Genomic DNA, 13,950 nt, shown 5'->3' on the forward strand with positions numbered 1-13,950 from the left:
AACTAATGCAACAAAAGCAAAATCTAAATTAGTAAGGAGGTTGATTGTTTATGCCAATGGATCTTAATTTAGGTGATATAGTAGAACTAAAAAAACAACATGCTTGTGGATGTAAACAATTTGAAATAGTTAGAGTAGGCATGGATATAAAGATTAAATGCACTAACTGTAAGAGATTGATTATGTTAGATAGACAAACTTTGGAAAAAAGAATAAAGAAAGTTGTAAGTAAATAGGAAGGCTTTAGTTAAACAGTTGTAGTAACCTAATAAAATTTATATAGATCATTAGGTAATATATAGGGGGTGCTTTAACATGGCAGTTAGATTTGCAGACAGAATGAGTAAAATTGAAGGATCAGCGATACGTGAGTTGTTAAAACTTACAGCTAGACCAGAGGTAATATCTTTCGCAGGTGGGATGCCTGCTCCAGAATTATTTCCAGTGGAGGAAATGAAGAAGGTATCAGTGGCAGTATTAGAAGAGCAAGGAAGAACAGCATTACAGTACACATCAACTGAAGGATATCTTCCATTAAGACAAAAAATTTCAGCAAGAATGAACAACACGCTAAAAACTAATGTAGGTCCAGATGATATATTAATAACTAGTGGATCTCAACAAGGTCTTGATTTTTCTGGAAAGACATTTATAGACAAAGGTGATGTGATTTTATGTGAAAGTCCATCTTATATGGGAGCATTAAATGCAATGAAAGCATATGAGCCAGAGTTTATCGAAATTGACACTGACAATGATGGTATGATAATGGAAGACTTAGAAAAGGTTTTAGCTTCAAATGACAAAGTTAAAATGATATATGTAATACCAGATTTCCAAAATCCTTCAGGTAGAACATGGCCATTAGAAAGACGTCTTAAATTTATGGAAATAGTAAATAAATATGAAATACCTGTAATAGAAGACAATCCATATGGGGAATTAAGATTTGATGGAGAGAGTTTACCATCTCTAAAATCATTAGATACTAAGGGGTTAGTAATATATCTTGGAACTTTCTCAAAAATATTCTGTCCAGGATATAGATTAGGATGGACTTGTGCTGCTCCAAAAATATTAGCTAAATTTAATATTTGTAAGCAAGGAGCTGACTTACAAGCATCTACAATAAGTCAAATGGAAGTAAGTAAATTTATGGATATTTATGACTTAGATGAGCATGTTGAAAAAATAAAAGCATGTTATGTTAAACGTAGAGATGTAATGTTACAAACTATGAAAGAAGAATTCCCAGCTTGTGTTGAGTTTACACATCCACAAGGAGGGCTATTTACTTGGGTCACATTCCCTAAAGGAATTAATGCTGGTGAAATGGCTAAAAAATGCCTAGAGAAGAATGTAGCTTATGTTCCAGGTGAGTCTTTCTATCCAAACGGAGGAGTATACAATACTTGTAGACTTAACTATTCAAACATGCCTGAAGAAAAAATAATAGAAGGTATAAAGAGAATGGGAGAAGTTTTAAGAGAAGAATTAGCTAAGAACGAAGAAAAAGAGTTAGCTACAAATAAATAATTTGTATAAAACTTGTAAGATAGGTTAATACTAAAAATCGGGCAAAGGTTTTCTTTGTCCGTTTTTAATTTAATTTAAAATGGATAGCTATTAAGCTATCCATTTGGGAGATTGGGATGAAATATATTTAAGTTATGGGGGCTATATATACTTGTATTATTTATCAGAAGCAATAAAAATATACATAAATTGAATAAAATAAATAAAATTTTTAAACACTAAATAAATATAAAACTATTATTAAATTATACAAAGTAAAATTAGGTATAAATAGTTTGACAGAGCTTATTATAAGTGATAAAATACATAAGTATGAGAATTTATTCTCATTTCTCTGCTCTGCAAAAGTGGAGCCGTTAAGTCCAAAGGGAGGTGAAATTTAATGAAAAATTATGAATTAGTTTACGTTGTAAGACCAAACGCTGAAGACGAAGTTAAAGAAGCAGTAATGAACAAAGTTCAAGAAGTAATCTCAGCTAATGGCGAAGTTGAAAAAGTTGACACATGGGGAAATAAGAAATTAGCTTACCCAATAGCTAAGTTCACAGAAGGTTTCTACGTGTTAGTAAACTTCAAAGCTTCTGCTGATCTTCCAAAAGAATTAGACAGAAACTTAAAAATAAACGAAAACGTAATAAGACATATGATAGTTTGCGCTTAATTAGCGTTTAACCAGTTTTATTATGAATAGGATGGTGCTTTTATGAACCATGTAGTATTAGTTGGTAGATTAACTAAGGATCCAGAATTAAGATATATACCTGGAAGTGGAACACCTGTTGCTAACTTTACAATAGCTATAGATAGAAACTATACTAAAAAAGATGGAACTAAAGAAACAGACTTTATTCCTGTCGAAGTGATGGGAAAAGCAGCTGACTTTTGTGCAAATTATATCTCAAAAGGTAGATTAGTTGCAGTTCAAGGAACTTTAAGAGTTGATAGATATCAAACACAATCTGGAGAAAATAGAACTTTTACTAAAGTAAGTGCTAATTCAGTACAAGCTTTAGAGAGCAATAAAAATAGATCTGAAAACCCATACGGAGAAGGTCATCAAGGTTCGCAACCGACTTTCGAACCTAACTTCGAGGCACCACAAGGATTAGATCCAAATGGTTTCCAAGCAATAGACGATGACGAAATACCATTTTAGAAAAGGAGGGGACTCTAAATGATAAACAAAAAAAGACGTAAGAAAAGAAAAGTTTGTCAATTCTGTGCTTCTAAAGACGCTAGAATAGACTACAAAAACACTCAAAGATTACAAAAATATGTAACTGAAAGAGGTAAAATATTACCAAGAAGAATATCAGGAACATGTGCTAAACATCAAAGAGAATTAACAGTAGCAATAAAGAGAGCTAGAAATATAGCGCTTTTACCATATACATTAGACTAATAAATATGCCTTCCATTGATTTATCAATGGTGGGCTTTTTTATTAGTTTTAGATAAATAAGAAAGATAGTTTTTGAGATTTTGGGTAAATTATGCAAGTGAAATATTAAATTATTACTTGGAAAATTATAAATATGGATAATTTGATAATATTATTATAAGGAAGGCACAAGCCCTCCCTTTTTCATTGTATGTTACCTTGTAAATTATGATATAATGTTTATATATTGAGGAGGGGGAAGATTGTGCGAATAGAAAAAGGTTCTGATATTACAAAAAATGTAAAAATAATAGAATGGATAAAAAATGAAATACTAATAAGTATAAGTAATTTGTTTAATCTAATATTTAAGGGCGTAAAACCTATTGACGATGGACTTCAAAATGCAATAGCTAATTTAATTATGTTGTCATATCTTTTAGGAAAAAGATTAGGCATTAGTTTTGATGAAATAGATCATAAAATAAAGGAAAAAGCAAAAGAAGGGATAAAGGAAGAGCACAGTATAGAAACCTGGTTTGGGGATTTGTCAGAATTGGAAAAACACATGGACAATAGGGAGTGATATAAATTGAATAAAGATTTAAGGCTATCAAAGGTATTACAGATAGTCATTTTAGCTATAATATTAATATTGATAAGCTTAAATGTTCCTCAATTAAGTTTAATATTATTATTAATACCAATACCTTTTGCATTAATCGGAACATTATCAAATATTAAAAATAATATAATATCACTAATAATTCCACTCTTTGCTTTAATATTTTTAAGTAAACCTATATATGCAGTTGATATATTTATAAACAGCATTGTTCCTGGAACAGTTATAGGTATTATAGTTAAAAAAGTTTTAAGTAAAGAAGATAGCAATAAATATGAACCGATTTTTGCAGGTTCTATAGTGTTTATGCTTTCTATAGTAGTACATTATATTATATCGAAATATGCTTTCGGAGTTGATATCTTAAATGAGATGATTCAAGTATTCAATGAAAGTATAGAAGCACAAAAAAGCCTGTTACAATCTATAAGTAACAATGAATTATTAAGTACAACAAATATTATAGATACATTTAAAAATATAATACCGACTATATTATTTTTTAGAGGAATGATTTCATCAATAATTATATATTTTGTTGAAATATATGCTCTTAAAAGAATGAAATATGGAAGTTTTGATGAAATAAAATTCAGGAATTTTTATTTACCGGGAAATGCTATCGTTATTTCGTTCGTATTATATTTGTTAATGTTTGGTTTGTCTTATATAAAAACGCCATTGTATACAGATGCAATATTCTTAAATCTACAAATGGTATTTAATTTTATGTTTATAGTACAAGGCATAGCCGTATCTATTTATTTTATAAAAAAATGGTTAAAAAATGGAATAAATAAAAAAGTATTTATAGGTGCAATGTGCGTAGGGATATTTGGAATGACAGGAATTTCTTTTATAGGTATGATAGACAGTATATTAGACTTTAGAAATGTGAGAGCTTATAAATCTATATAGGAGGATAGGAATGAGGAATAAACCAAGTTTTAAAATAAATATGCCAGAAATAAATATATATATATTAATTATTGGAATAACAAGTTTAATCCTGCTTTTCTATAATTTGTATATAGGATGTTTGTTTTTCTTTGGATTTATTTATATAGTATTTCACAATTGGAGAATTGCTAATTTTAGAAAAAAAGAGTGGAATAGGTACATCGAGAATCTGTCTTTAGATATAGATGAAACAACAAAAAAGGCTATAATGAATCTACCTATACCTCTTTGTATTCTCGAATTTGATGGAAATATATCATGGTATAATAAGAAGTTTTATGACATTACACAGTCACCAGATTTGCTTGGCGAAAATATTGACAATATAGTTAAAAATCTTAATTTAAGAAAAGTATTAAATGAAAATAAAGAAATGTATACTGAGGTAAGCTACAAAGATAGAGAGTATACAGTTGTTTATAATGTTATAAAAAATGAACAAGAGGATCAAGTGAAATATTTAATGATGCTTTACTGGATAGATAAAACACAATATTTAGATCTTTCTCAAAGATATGAGGAAGAAAAAAATATCATAATGCTAATTCAGGTAGATGGATACGATGAAGTATTAAAGAGCGCTGATGAGGAAAAAAGATCTTTAATTTCTGTAGAATTAGAGAGAATACTATCTAGCTTAGAAACATCTTTACAAGCGGCAGTAAAAAGAACATCAAAGGATAAATACATAGTGATAACTAATCAAAAAGGTTTATCTAAACTTCAAGAAAATAAATTTGCCATATTGGACACAATAAGAGGTATTGATTATGGAAATACACTTCCTGTAACAATAAGTATAGGCGTTGGCAGAAGTGGAGACTCAATTTATGAAAATATTAAACTTGCTACTGGAGCTTTGGATTTAGCTCTAGGTAGAGGTGGAGACCAAGCTATTGTAAAAACCAAAGATAAGTTTGAGTTTTATGGTGGAAAGTCTAAGGCAGTTGAAAAGACAACAAAGGTTAAATCTAGGTTAATAGGTCATGCATTAAAAGAGATAGTATCTCAAAGTCAAATTATTTATATAATGGGTCATAAATATCCTGATTTAGACGCTATGGGAGCAGCAGTAGGTATATATGATATATGTAAATCTTTGAAAAAAGAAACATATATAGTATTGGACTCTGTTAACGAGTCTATAGATGAGTTTGTAAGCAGGTTGAACAAATGTGAACACTATAAGGATTTATTTATAAGTAAAGAAGATGCAATAAAAAATTGTACTAGAGATACATTAGTCGTTGTAGTTGATACTCATAGGCCTAGTTATACGGAATGCGAAGAGTTGCTAGGGATAAGCAAAAAAGTAGCTGTAATAGACCACCATAGAAAAGGTGTAGAATCTATTCAAGATACTGTTTTATCATTCCATGAAATATATGTATCATCTACTTGTGAAATGGTAACAGAAGTTGTCCAATATTTAGAGGATGATGTTAAAATAAATAAACTTACAGCAGAAGGGCTTCTTGCAGGTATAAGTTTAGATACAAAATTCTTTGCATTTAAAACAGGAGTAAGGACTTTTGAGGCAGCTTCTTATTTAAAGAAGGTAGGAGCAGATACTACAGAAGTTAAGAAACTATTTAGATCAAATGTGGAAGATTTTAAAACCAAGGCAGAAATTATAAGTAATACTCGTATTATTGATAATAAAATTTGTATATCTTATTCAAAAATACAGTCTGAAAATATTAACGTGGTTATTGCTCAGGCTGCAGATGAATTATTGACAGTAAAAAAGATAGAGGCATCATTTGTGCTTGGTGAAAAAGATGAAACTGTATTCATAAGTGCAAGGTCATTAGGAAAAATAAATGTACATGTTTTAATGGAAAAGCTAGGTGGAGGTGGACATATGGATATAGCCGGTGCCCAGCTGGAGGGAGTATCTATTAAAGAAGCCTATATGAAAGTACATGAAATAATTGAACAATACTTAAGGGAGGAAGACTAAATGAAAGTAATATTATTAAAAGATGTTAAAGGAACTGGTAAAAAGGGAGAAGTTAAAGAAGTAAGTGATGGATACGCAAAAAATTTTTTATTACCTAAAAAAATGGCAGTAGTCGCTGATAATACAAATGTAAAAGAATTAAATGAAAAGAATAAATCAAAAGAATTAAAAGCTCAAAAAGAATATGAAGAAGCTGTTGAATTAGGAAAAAAAATAGAAGACATGGCTGTAACTATATATTCTAAAGCGGGTGATGCTGGAAGATTATTTGGATCAATAACTTCTAAAGATATAGCAGAACAATTAAAGAAACAGCATAATATAGAAGTAGATAAAAGAAAAATTTCACTTGATGAGCCAATTAGAGTATTAGGTTCAAGATTTGTTGAAATAAAAATACATCAAAAAGTTACTACTAAGATAAGGGTAGATGTTAAAGAAAAACAATAAGCACTAGGTTGAGGTGATAATAATGGAGGATATAAGTAGAATTCCTCCACATAGTGTGGAATCAGAGCAATCAATATTAGGTTCTATTATCCTTGATAAAGACGCAATTATAACTGTGGCAGAAACCATAAATCCTAGTGATTTTTATAAAGAAGCTCACAAAATAATATATGAGTCTATGTTAAAGTTAAATAGTAATAATGAACCAATAGATTTGATAACATTAATAGAGGAATTAAGAAAAGAAGGTCATTTAGATAATGTTGGAGGTATTAGCTATCTAACAAGCCTTTCAACAATAGTTCCAACGACATCAAATGTAAAGTATTACGCCAACATAGTGAAAGAAAAATCTGTTATGAGACAGCTTATAAAGGCGTCTAATGAGATTATAAACTTAGGATATGATGCTTCTACAGATGTTCAGGAAATATTAGATCAGGCAGAAAAAAATATATTTGATATATCTCAAGAAAAATCTGGTGATGATATCCAACCAATAAACTTAGTTCTACAAGATACCTTTGATATGATAGAAAGGTTGTGTACGCAAAAAAGTGATGTTACAGGAATAACTACTGGATTTACAGATTTAAATAAAAAAATAAATGGACTTCAAAGAACAGACTTAATTCTGCTAGCGGCAAGACCTGCCATGGGAAAAACAGCATTTTCACTAAACCTTGTTCAAAATGCAGCATTAAAAGGTGATGCATCTGTGGCAGTATTTAGTTTAGAGATGTCTAAAGAACAGCTAGTTCAACGTATGTTATCTGCACAATCTAATGTGGAGTTGAGTAAAATAAAAACTGGTTCTCTTGGAGAATCAGATTGGCCAAGAATAATAGATGCTATGGCAGTATTATCAGAAGCTAATATTTTCATAGATGATACTCCTGGTATAAAAATATCAGAGATAAGATCAAAATGTAGAAGATTAAAAATAGAAAAAGGACTAGATTTAATCCTAATAGATTACCTTCAATTAATGGAGGGAGAGGGTAAGAATGAAAACAGGCAACAAGAAATAGCTAAAATTTCTAGATCTTTAAAAATATTAGCTAAAGAGCTAGATTGTCCTGTGGTTGCTCTTTCACAGCTATCTCGTTCTCCAGAACTTAGAAAAGACCATAGACCTATATTGTCAGATTTAAGGGAGTCTGGGTCTATAGAGCAGGATGCAGATATAGTTATGTTCCTATACAGAGATGAATATTATCATGATGATTCTGAAAAGAAAAATATAGGTGAAGTTATAATTGCAAAAAATAGACATGGCGAAACTGGTAATGTAGAATTAGTATGGTTTGGTCAAGTACAAAAATTTGCCGACAAAGTTAGAGAAATATAAACATATATCCACAGAACAACCTTTCTATATTTAAGAAAAATGTGGATAATTATGAAAAAATAGTATTAAATGCAGACTATACAATGAAATGTTATACACAGTATCCACAAATAGTATGTGGATAAATGTGTATAACTGAATAAATATGTGTAAAACTTAATGAAAGAGTTGTTTACAAGATAGTAATATCTTTTAAACAACTCATATTTATGCCCCAAAATAAGTTAATATGGAGAATAATAAAATGAAAATACAAATGTTTTTTGTATATCCAGATATGGGAATTATTAATAAAGAAAGTAACTTGTTTAGGATTGTTGATAATGAATTAAAAGAAACATTAGTAATTTATTTAATGGAAGAGAAGAATCAATATAATATATACATGATAAATACAATGACAGGATCTATAGAAAAAGTCTTTACGGGTAAGGATTTAGATGAAGTTGAGAAATTTAATGATATATTTATTAAAAAAAGGGATAATATTATTAATGGAAAAAGCTTAGAAGAAATAGAAAGATACATATTAAAAGTAATTAGAAATTAAAAAAGTTGAAACTAAAACGAATATTTGTTAAAATATATAACGTAAGTGTTCGATAAAAAGTTGAAAATAAATTATATATTAGATTGTATGAAATTTAATATATAGATAATAGAGGTGAAATAAATGAAAACAGTAGCAGTTGTTGGTTCTCAATGGGGCGACGAGGGAAAAGGAAAAGTTATTGATTTTCTTGCTACTCAAGCTGACGTAGTAATAAGAGGACAAGGTGGAAATAATGCAGGTCATACATTAGTAGTAGATGGAAAGAAATTTGCATTAAGATTAATACCATCAGGAATATTAAACCCAAATACAATAAACGTAATAGGAAATGGTATAGTATTTGATCCAAAAGGTTTCTTTGAAGAAATAGAAATGCTTGAAAGTAATGGAATAAGTACTAAGAATATAAAAATAAGTGATAGAGCTCACATAGTGTTCCCTTATCATAAAGAATTAGATGGATTAGCAGAAGAAGCAAGAGGAGATAACAAAATAGGAACAACTAAAAAAGGTATCGGTCCTTGCTATATGGATAAAACAGAAAGATCAGGAATAAGAGTTTGTGACTTAATGGATAAAGAAGTTTTTGCTAAAAAATTAAAACTTCAAATAGAAGCAAAGAACAAAATAGTTACAGGTGTATATGAGAAAGAGGCTATGTTTGATTTTGATGAAGTATACAATGAATTTATTGTATATGCAGAAAAAATGAGACCATTTGTTGATGATACAACTGTAATAGTTTATGATGCAATAAAAGCTAATAAAAAAGTATTATTTGAAGGTGCTCAAGGTACATTACTTGATTTAGATCTTGGAACATATCCATTTGTAACATCTTCACATCCTATATCAGGAGGATTTGCAGTAGGTGCAGGTGTTGGTCCAAACATGATAAAAGATGTTGTTGGTATAGTAAAAGCTTATACAACAAGAGTTGGAGAAGGTCCTTTTGTAACTGAATTACATGATGAGACTGGAGATAAAATAAGAACTCAAGGTCATGAATTTGGAACAGTTACAGGAAGAGCTAGAAGATGTGGTTGGTTCGATGCTGTTATAGTAAAATATGCAGCTAGAGTAAACGGATTAACTAGTATATCATTCATGTTATTAGACGTATTAACAGGATTTGATAAAATTAAAATATGTACTGCTTATAAAATGGGAGATGAAATAATAAATAATTTCCCAGCTTCATTAGAAGACTTAGCAAAATGTGAGCCAGTATACGAAGAATTAGATGGATGGCATGAAGATATAACAAAGGTTGAAAACTTTGATGATCTTCCAGAGAATGCTAAGAAGTATGTAGCTAGAATAGAAGAATTAATAGATGTTAATATAGATTTAGTATCTGTTGGTCCAAACAGAACTCAAACAATAATAAGAAAAAATATATTTGCATAGAGTTTCACATGAAACAAAAAGGAGAAAACTGTCATAAGTTTTCTCCTTTTATTTATTTAAATTAGATATTTTATTTTGCCATCTTAAATCAGCACCAACGAATTTAATCATTTTGAATTTATCAAAAATACGTGAAAAAATTCTTTGAGAATAAAGTTCTCCAAGCTGTGCAGGATTAAGGTTAGTAGAAATAATAGTTTTTTTGCCATTTAATAAACGAGTATTTAGAATTATAAATAATTCACTAATAGTAAATGAATTAGTAAGCTCTGTACCTAAATCGTCTATTATTAAAAGATCACATTCAAATAAATTTTCGTAATCATCTCTTGATAAATGATGATCAGAATTTCTAAATTTATATTCTTCTATGATTTCAAACATCTTAAAGGCAGTTTGGTATATTACTAAATATCCTTTATCAAGAAGTTCCTTGGCAATATAGCTAGACATAAATGTTTTGCCAAGTCCTGTATCTCCATAAAACAATAAATTTTTATCATTATCTTTATCAAAGTCGTAAATAAATTCATCACAGTCAGATAAAATTAGTTGCATATTTTGTCTAGGAGAAACACCAGTGCTTGGATCGATTTCTTCTGAAAAAATACTGTCGTCATATGTACACTGATTTTGTTTATCTAACATTCTAGACAAATTAGACATTTTATAAGATTCATTAATAATTGCTTGTTTTAAACAGTTACATTTTTTGCCGTTTGGAAGAAAACCTCTATCCTTACACATACTACATTCATATTGAATATCAAGGTAACCATTAGGAACATTCCAACTATCTAATAGAACTTGTTTTTCACTAGTTAAGGCTTGTATTTTTTCTTTGGCCTTTAATGTAAGAGCTTCCTTATTTGATGGATTTTTAAGAACAAGTTTCATCATCTCTAATCCAACTTTGCTAATTTCATCTTCTACTTCTTTTACTCTAGGAATTTGTTTATAAACATCATTTTTCCTCTGTTCTAGTAGTCGATCTGCTTTATCTCTTTTTCTCTCGTAACTAGTAAGAATATCTCTTAATTTTGATTCCTGCATTAAATCACCTACCTACTAAAATTTACCCTTTTGGCTTTCTTTTAGAAGTTTCTCTAATTCCTCAGGGCTGTAGTTTCTAAATGTTTCGTTGATATTATGGAATCTTGTTTTAACTTTAGGAATAGAGTTATTATTTGAAGTTGTATTCTTTCTATGTTGTTTTTTTTGATTAAATTCTTCTTCTAATTTTTCTATATCATCTAAAGTCTTAACATTATTCTTTTTATATCTTTCAATTATACCATTTATATAAGATATAGAAGGATTAGATGTATTTTTGGACTTGCTACAAGCTTCTAATATAACCTCTATATCCATATTGTACTTATCAATCCATGTATCCATAATTCGTTTTTCTTCTGACCCAGGATTTCTATTAAATCCAAGAGACTTAAAAATAAGCTTATGAATGTCATAGCGCTTTTTATCTTCAATTACATTATTTTCAATATCTTCAATAGTATAAAGTCCTAAGTCGTACCAGTTTCTAAGTATACCTTCAATATAATTAAGATTTTTAGGCGTGCCATTATTATTATGCTTTGAAGTTTCATAAGCATAAACAATAACATCAGGATTAACATTAAATTTTTCTCTAATGTCTAGTATTCTTAGTTTTTCTGAAGGATCAAGAAATCTTCCTATTATGCGATTTATACTATTAAACATTTTAGTTATGCTTGGATTGTGTCCAGCAGAAACTATTCTATCACTATTAGATTTAATAGAAGGTGTATTAATTTGCAGATTTTCAACATAGAGCCTTTTTAAATCTAAAAATTCAATTGAATAATCAAAAGCATCTGGACTATCGTTTTTGTGCATTTTAACTATGTTTTGCTTCTCCCAGAATTTCCATGCATTAATAACATCCGACAAGGGAACTTCTAGAATTCTAGCAATAGAACTGTTATCAAATTTAGGATCTGGGATAGAAGAACACACTTGCCTATATGCTAAAAGATATACCTTTGTGTATAATCCATCACCCATAGGCATATATATATCTATGAAGATATTTGGGATGGTTGTTTCCCCAAAATCTATATCATTTTCTTCTTTATAAAAAAACATATAATCACCTCAGCTTCAATTATAACATAAAAGCTATTACAAATTTATATTGTAAGTTTTAAAAAAAAATATTCACTAAAAAGGAGGTATAAATTGGTTATTAAATTCGATAAAAAGAGAAGAAGATTATTTGTTATAATCTTAGCTCTTCTAATCATTATAGGGGGAAGTATACGCACATTTATACTAACTAATCAAAGAGAAACTTTTACACTTAAAGATGAAAAAAACAAAAACGAATATACAATAGATGTAATATATGATGATGAAACTAATCGTATTTTATGCAACGAAAGCTTAGTTTATATTAATAATACGAAAACTACACTAGATAAAATTTACCTACATATTTATCCAAATGCTTTTTGCAAAGAAAAATCGGTTCCGTTTGAAGACTCAGAAATGAGCAGGGCTTATCCAAACGGTTTTAACGAAGGATATATAGATCTTAAAAATGTATTAAGTGATAAGGAAAAATTAAAGTATGGAGTAACAGGAGATAAAAATGACATTCTACAGATTAAATTGGACAAATTATTAAAAGCGGGTGAAGTAGTAAAAATAGATTTAAAATATAATGTTAAATTACCTAACTGTCTTGGAAGATTTGGTTATGGTGACAATACAGTTAATGTAACAAATTGGTTTCCTATAGCTTGTGTTTATGATGATAAGGGATGGAATTTAAAAAGTTATGAAACTGTAGGAGATCCATTTTATAGCGATACTAGCAACTTTAGTGTGAAGATATTAGCACCATCAAAATATAAGTTAGCAACTACAGGAAAAGTAACAAAGAAAAAAACTGACAATGAGAAAATACTATACACCATAGATGGTAAGATGGTTAGAGATTTTGCTTTTATTTTAAGTGACAAATTTATAGTAAATAAGGATAATTATAAAGATATTGTGATAAATACATATAATTTAAATGAGGATATGAGCAAGGACGCTTTGGATATATCTAAGTCATCCATCGAAATTTTTAGTAATTTATTTGGTGACTATCCATATGATACATATTCAGTAGTAGCCAGTGACTTTTTTATTGGAGGAATGGAATATCCTATGTTATCTATGATAGATGAAAGTCTATATAATAGAGAAAATAAATTTTTATTGGAGTATGTAATAGCTCATGAAACAGCCCATCAATGGTGGTACAGTGTTATAGGAAATGATGAAATTAATGAACCTTGGTTAGATGAAGCTTTAACGGAATACTCGACTATACTTTATTTTGAACAAAAGTATGGAAAAGAAACTGGAGATAAATTAATAAAAACTATGGAAGTCCAAACAAGAAACTATAGAACAACTGATATATTTAAGGCTACAACAGAGTATAAAGATTCCTCAGAATATAGTTTAAGTGTTTATACAAAAGGGGCAGTAGTTTTCAATGAAATAAGAAAAGAAGTGGGAGATGAAGTATTTTTTAATACTTTAAAAGAATACTATAGTACATATAAATTTAAAAATGTAAACGGACCTCAATTTGTTGATCTTTGGAAAAGTAAGGGCGTGGATATTGAAAAAATTATAAAAGAATATAAATAAAATTTTGCCAGAGCATTGAAAAATAATTTAA

At 29.0% G+C, this 13,950-nt stretch carries 15 protein-coding genes; 13 read left to right on the top strand and 2 right to left on the bottom strand.

Features of this window, described 5'->3' with window-relative positions; all coding sequences use genetic code 11:
* Positions 1-50 precede the first annotated feature (50 nt).
* The 12 genes from K0040_RS10640 to K0040_RS10695 all read left to right on the top strand — a co-directional run bounded on the left by K0040_RS10640 (position 51) and on the right by K0040_RS10695 (position 10,229).
* Positions 51-236, top strand: coding sequence for a DUF951 domain-containing protein (locus tag K0040_RS10640; RefSeq protein ID WP_074920228.1), 186 nt, complete (start codon positions 51-53; stop codon positions 234-236).
* A 79-nt stretch (positions 237-315) separates the two neighbouring features.
* Positions 316-1,536: an aminotransferase-like domain-containing protein gene (locus K0040_RS10645; RefSeq protein WP_228108788.1), complete on the top strand. Its 1,221-nt coding sequence runs from the start codon at positions 316-318 to the stop codon at positions 1,534-1,536.
* 382 nt (positions 1,537-1,918) lie between these two features.
* Positions 1,919-2,197, top strand: coding sequence for a 30S ribosomal protein S6 (gene rpsF, locus K0040_RS10650; RefSeq protein ID WP_074920230.1), 279 nt, complete (start codon positions 1,919-1,921; stop codon positions 2,195-2,197).
* A 42-nt stretch (positions 2,198-2,239) separates the two neighbouring features.
* A complete protein-coding gene (gene ssb, locus K0040_RS10655; protein ID WP_018590089.1) occupies positions 2,240-2,692 on the top strand; it encodes a single-stranded DNA-binding protein in 453 nt (150 codons plus the stop codon).
* Between the two features lie 18 nt (positions 2,693-2,710).
* Positions 2,711-2,938, top strand: coding sequence for a 30S ribosomal protein S18 (gene rpsR / locus K0040_RS10660; RefSeq protein ID WP_018590090.1), 228 nt, complete (start codon positions 2,711-2,713; stop codon positions 2,936-2,938).
* A 244-nt stretch (positions 2,939-3,182) separates the two neighbouring features.
* A complete protein-coding gene (locus K0040_RS10665) occupies positions 3,183-3,503 on the top strand; it encodes a MazG-like family protein (protein ID WP_228108789.1) in 321 nt (106 codons plus the stop codon).
* A gap of 6 nt (positions 3,504-3,509) precedes the next feature.
* Positions 3,510-4,460: a DUF2232 domain-containing protein gene (locus K0040_RS10670; RefSeq protein ID WP_228108790.1), complete on the top strand. Its 951-nt coding sequence runs from the start codon at positions 3,510-3,512 to the stop codon at positions 4,458-4,460.
* Between the two features lie 10 nt (positions 4,461-4,470).
* Complete coding sequence (locus K0040_RS10675) at positions 4,471-6,465, top strand: DHH family phosphoesterase (RefSeq protein WP_228108791.1); 1,995 nt, start codon at positions 4,471-4,473, stop codon at positions 6,463-6,465.
* A complete protein-coding gene (rplI, locus tag K0040_RS10680; RefSeq protein ID WP_228108792.1) occupies positions 6,466-6,915 on the top strand; it encodes a 50S ribosomal protein L9 in 450 nt (149 codons plus the stop codon).
* A 22-nt stretch (positions 6,916-6,937) separates the two neighbouring features.
* Complete coding sequence (gene dnaB / locus K0040_RS10685; protein WP_074920235.1) at positions 6,938-8,266, top strand: replicative DNA helicase; 1,329 nt, start codon at positions 6,938-6,940, stop codon at positions 8,264-8,266.
* A 244-nt stretch (positions 8,267-8,510) separates the two neighbouring features.
* Positions 8,511-8,816, top strand: a complete 306-nt coding sequence (locus tag K0040_RS10690; protein ID WP_228108793.1) for a hypothetical protein — start codon at positions 8,511-8,513, stop codon at positions 8,814-8,816.
* 123 nt (positions 8,817-8,939) lie between these two features.
* Positions 8,940-10,229, top strand: a complete 1,290-nt coding sequence (locus tag K0040_RS10695) for an adenylosuccinate synthase (RefSeq protein ID WP_074920237.1) — start codon at positions 8,940-8,942, stop codon at positions 10,227-10,229.
* A 48-nt stretch (positions 10,230-10,277) separates the two neighbouring features.
* On the opposite strand, the gene K0040_RS10700 is transcribed toward K0040_RS10695, so the two are convergent.
* Together K0040_RS10700 and K0040_RS10705 are read right to left on the bottom strand one after the other, a co-directional pair.
* Positions 10,278-11,282, bottom strand: a complete 1,005-nt coding sequence (locus K0040_RS10700) for an ATP-binding protein (protein ID WP_228108794.1) — start codon at positions 11,280-11,282, stop codon at positions 10,278-10,280.
* A gap of 15 nt (positions 11,283-11,297) precedes the next feature.
* Positions 11,298-12,356 (bottom strand): DnaD domain protein, encoded by a 1,059-nt coding sequence (locus tag K0040_RS10705; RefSeq protein WP_228108795.1) that lies wholly within the window; start codon positions 12,354-12,356, stop codon positions 11,298-11,300.
* Positions 12,357-12,449: 93 nt separating this feature from the next.
* On the opposite strand from K0040_RS10705, the gene K0040_RS10710 reads away from it, so the two are divergent.
* Positions 12,450-13,919, top strand: coding sequence for a M1 family metallopeptidase (locus tag K0040_RS10710; protein WP_228108796.1), 1,470 nt, complete (start codon positions 12,450-12,452; stop codon positions 13,917-13,919).
* Positions 13,920-13,950: the final 31 nt, after the last annotated feature.

Origin of the sequence: Terrisporobacter petrolearius (genome assembly GCF_020748185.1) — a bacterium.
Taxonomy (GTDB): domain Bacteria; phylum Bacillota; class Clostridia; order Peptostreptococcales; family Peptostreptococcaceae; genus Terrisporobacter; species Terrisporobacter petrolearius.

Bases quoted from the DNA above. Each gene is read 5' to 3' on its own strand.
- K0040_RS10645 (WP_228108788.1), top strand. From the start codon at position 316: ATGGCAGTTAGATTTGCAGACAGAATGAGTAAAATTGAAGGATCAGCG.
- K0040_RS10640 (WP_074920228.1), top strand. From the start codon at position 51: ATGCCAATGGATCTTAATTTAGGTGATATAGTAGAACTAAAAAAACAA.
- K0040_RS10690 (WP_228108793.1), top strand. From the start codon at position 8,511: ATGAAAATACAAATGTTTTTTGTATATCCAGATATGGGAATTATTAAT.
- rpsR (WP_018590090.1), top strand. From the start codon at position 2,711: ATGATAAACAAAAAAAGACGTAAGAAAAGAAAAGTTTGTCAATTCTGT.
- K0040_RS10675 (WP_228108791.1), top strand. From the start codon at position 4,471: ATGAGGAATAAACCAAGTTTTAAAATAAATATGCCAGAAATAAATATA.
- rpsF (WP_074920230.1), top strand. From the start codon at position 1,919: ATGAAAAATTATGAATTAGTTTACGTTGTAAGACCAAACGCTGAAGAC.
- K0040_RS10695 (WP_074920237.1), top strand. From the start codon at position 8,940: ATGAAAACAGTAGCAGTTGTTGGTTCTCAATGGGGCGACGAGGGAAAA.
- rplI (WP_228108792.1), top strand. From the start codon at position 6,466: ATGAAAGTAATATTATTAAAAGATGTTAAAGGAACTGGTAAAAAGGGA.
- K0040_RS10700 (WP_228108794.1), bottom strand. From the start codon at position 11,282: ATGCAGGAATCAAAATTAAGAGATATTCTTACTAGTTACGAGAGAAAA.
- K0040_RS10705 (WP_228108795.1), bottom strand. From the start codon at position 12,356: ATGTTTTTTTATAAAGAAGAAAATGATATAGATTTTGGGGAAACAACC.
- ssb (WP_018590089.1), top strand. From the start codon at position 2,240: ATGAACCATGTAGTATTAGTTGGTAGATTAACTAAGGATCCAGAATTA.
- dnaB (WP_074920235.1), top strand. From the start codon at position 6,938: ATGGAGGATATAAGTAGAATTCCTCCACATAGTGTGGAATCAGAGCAA.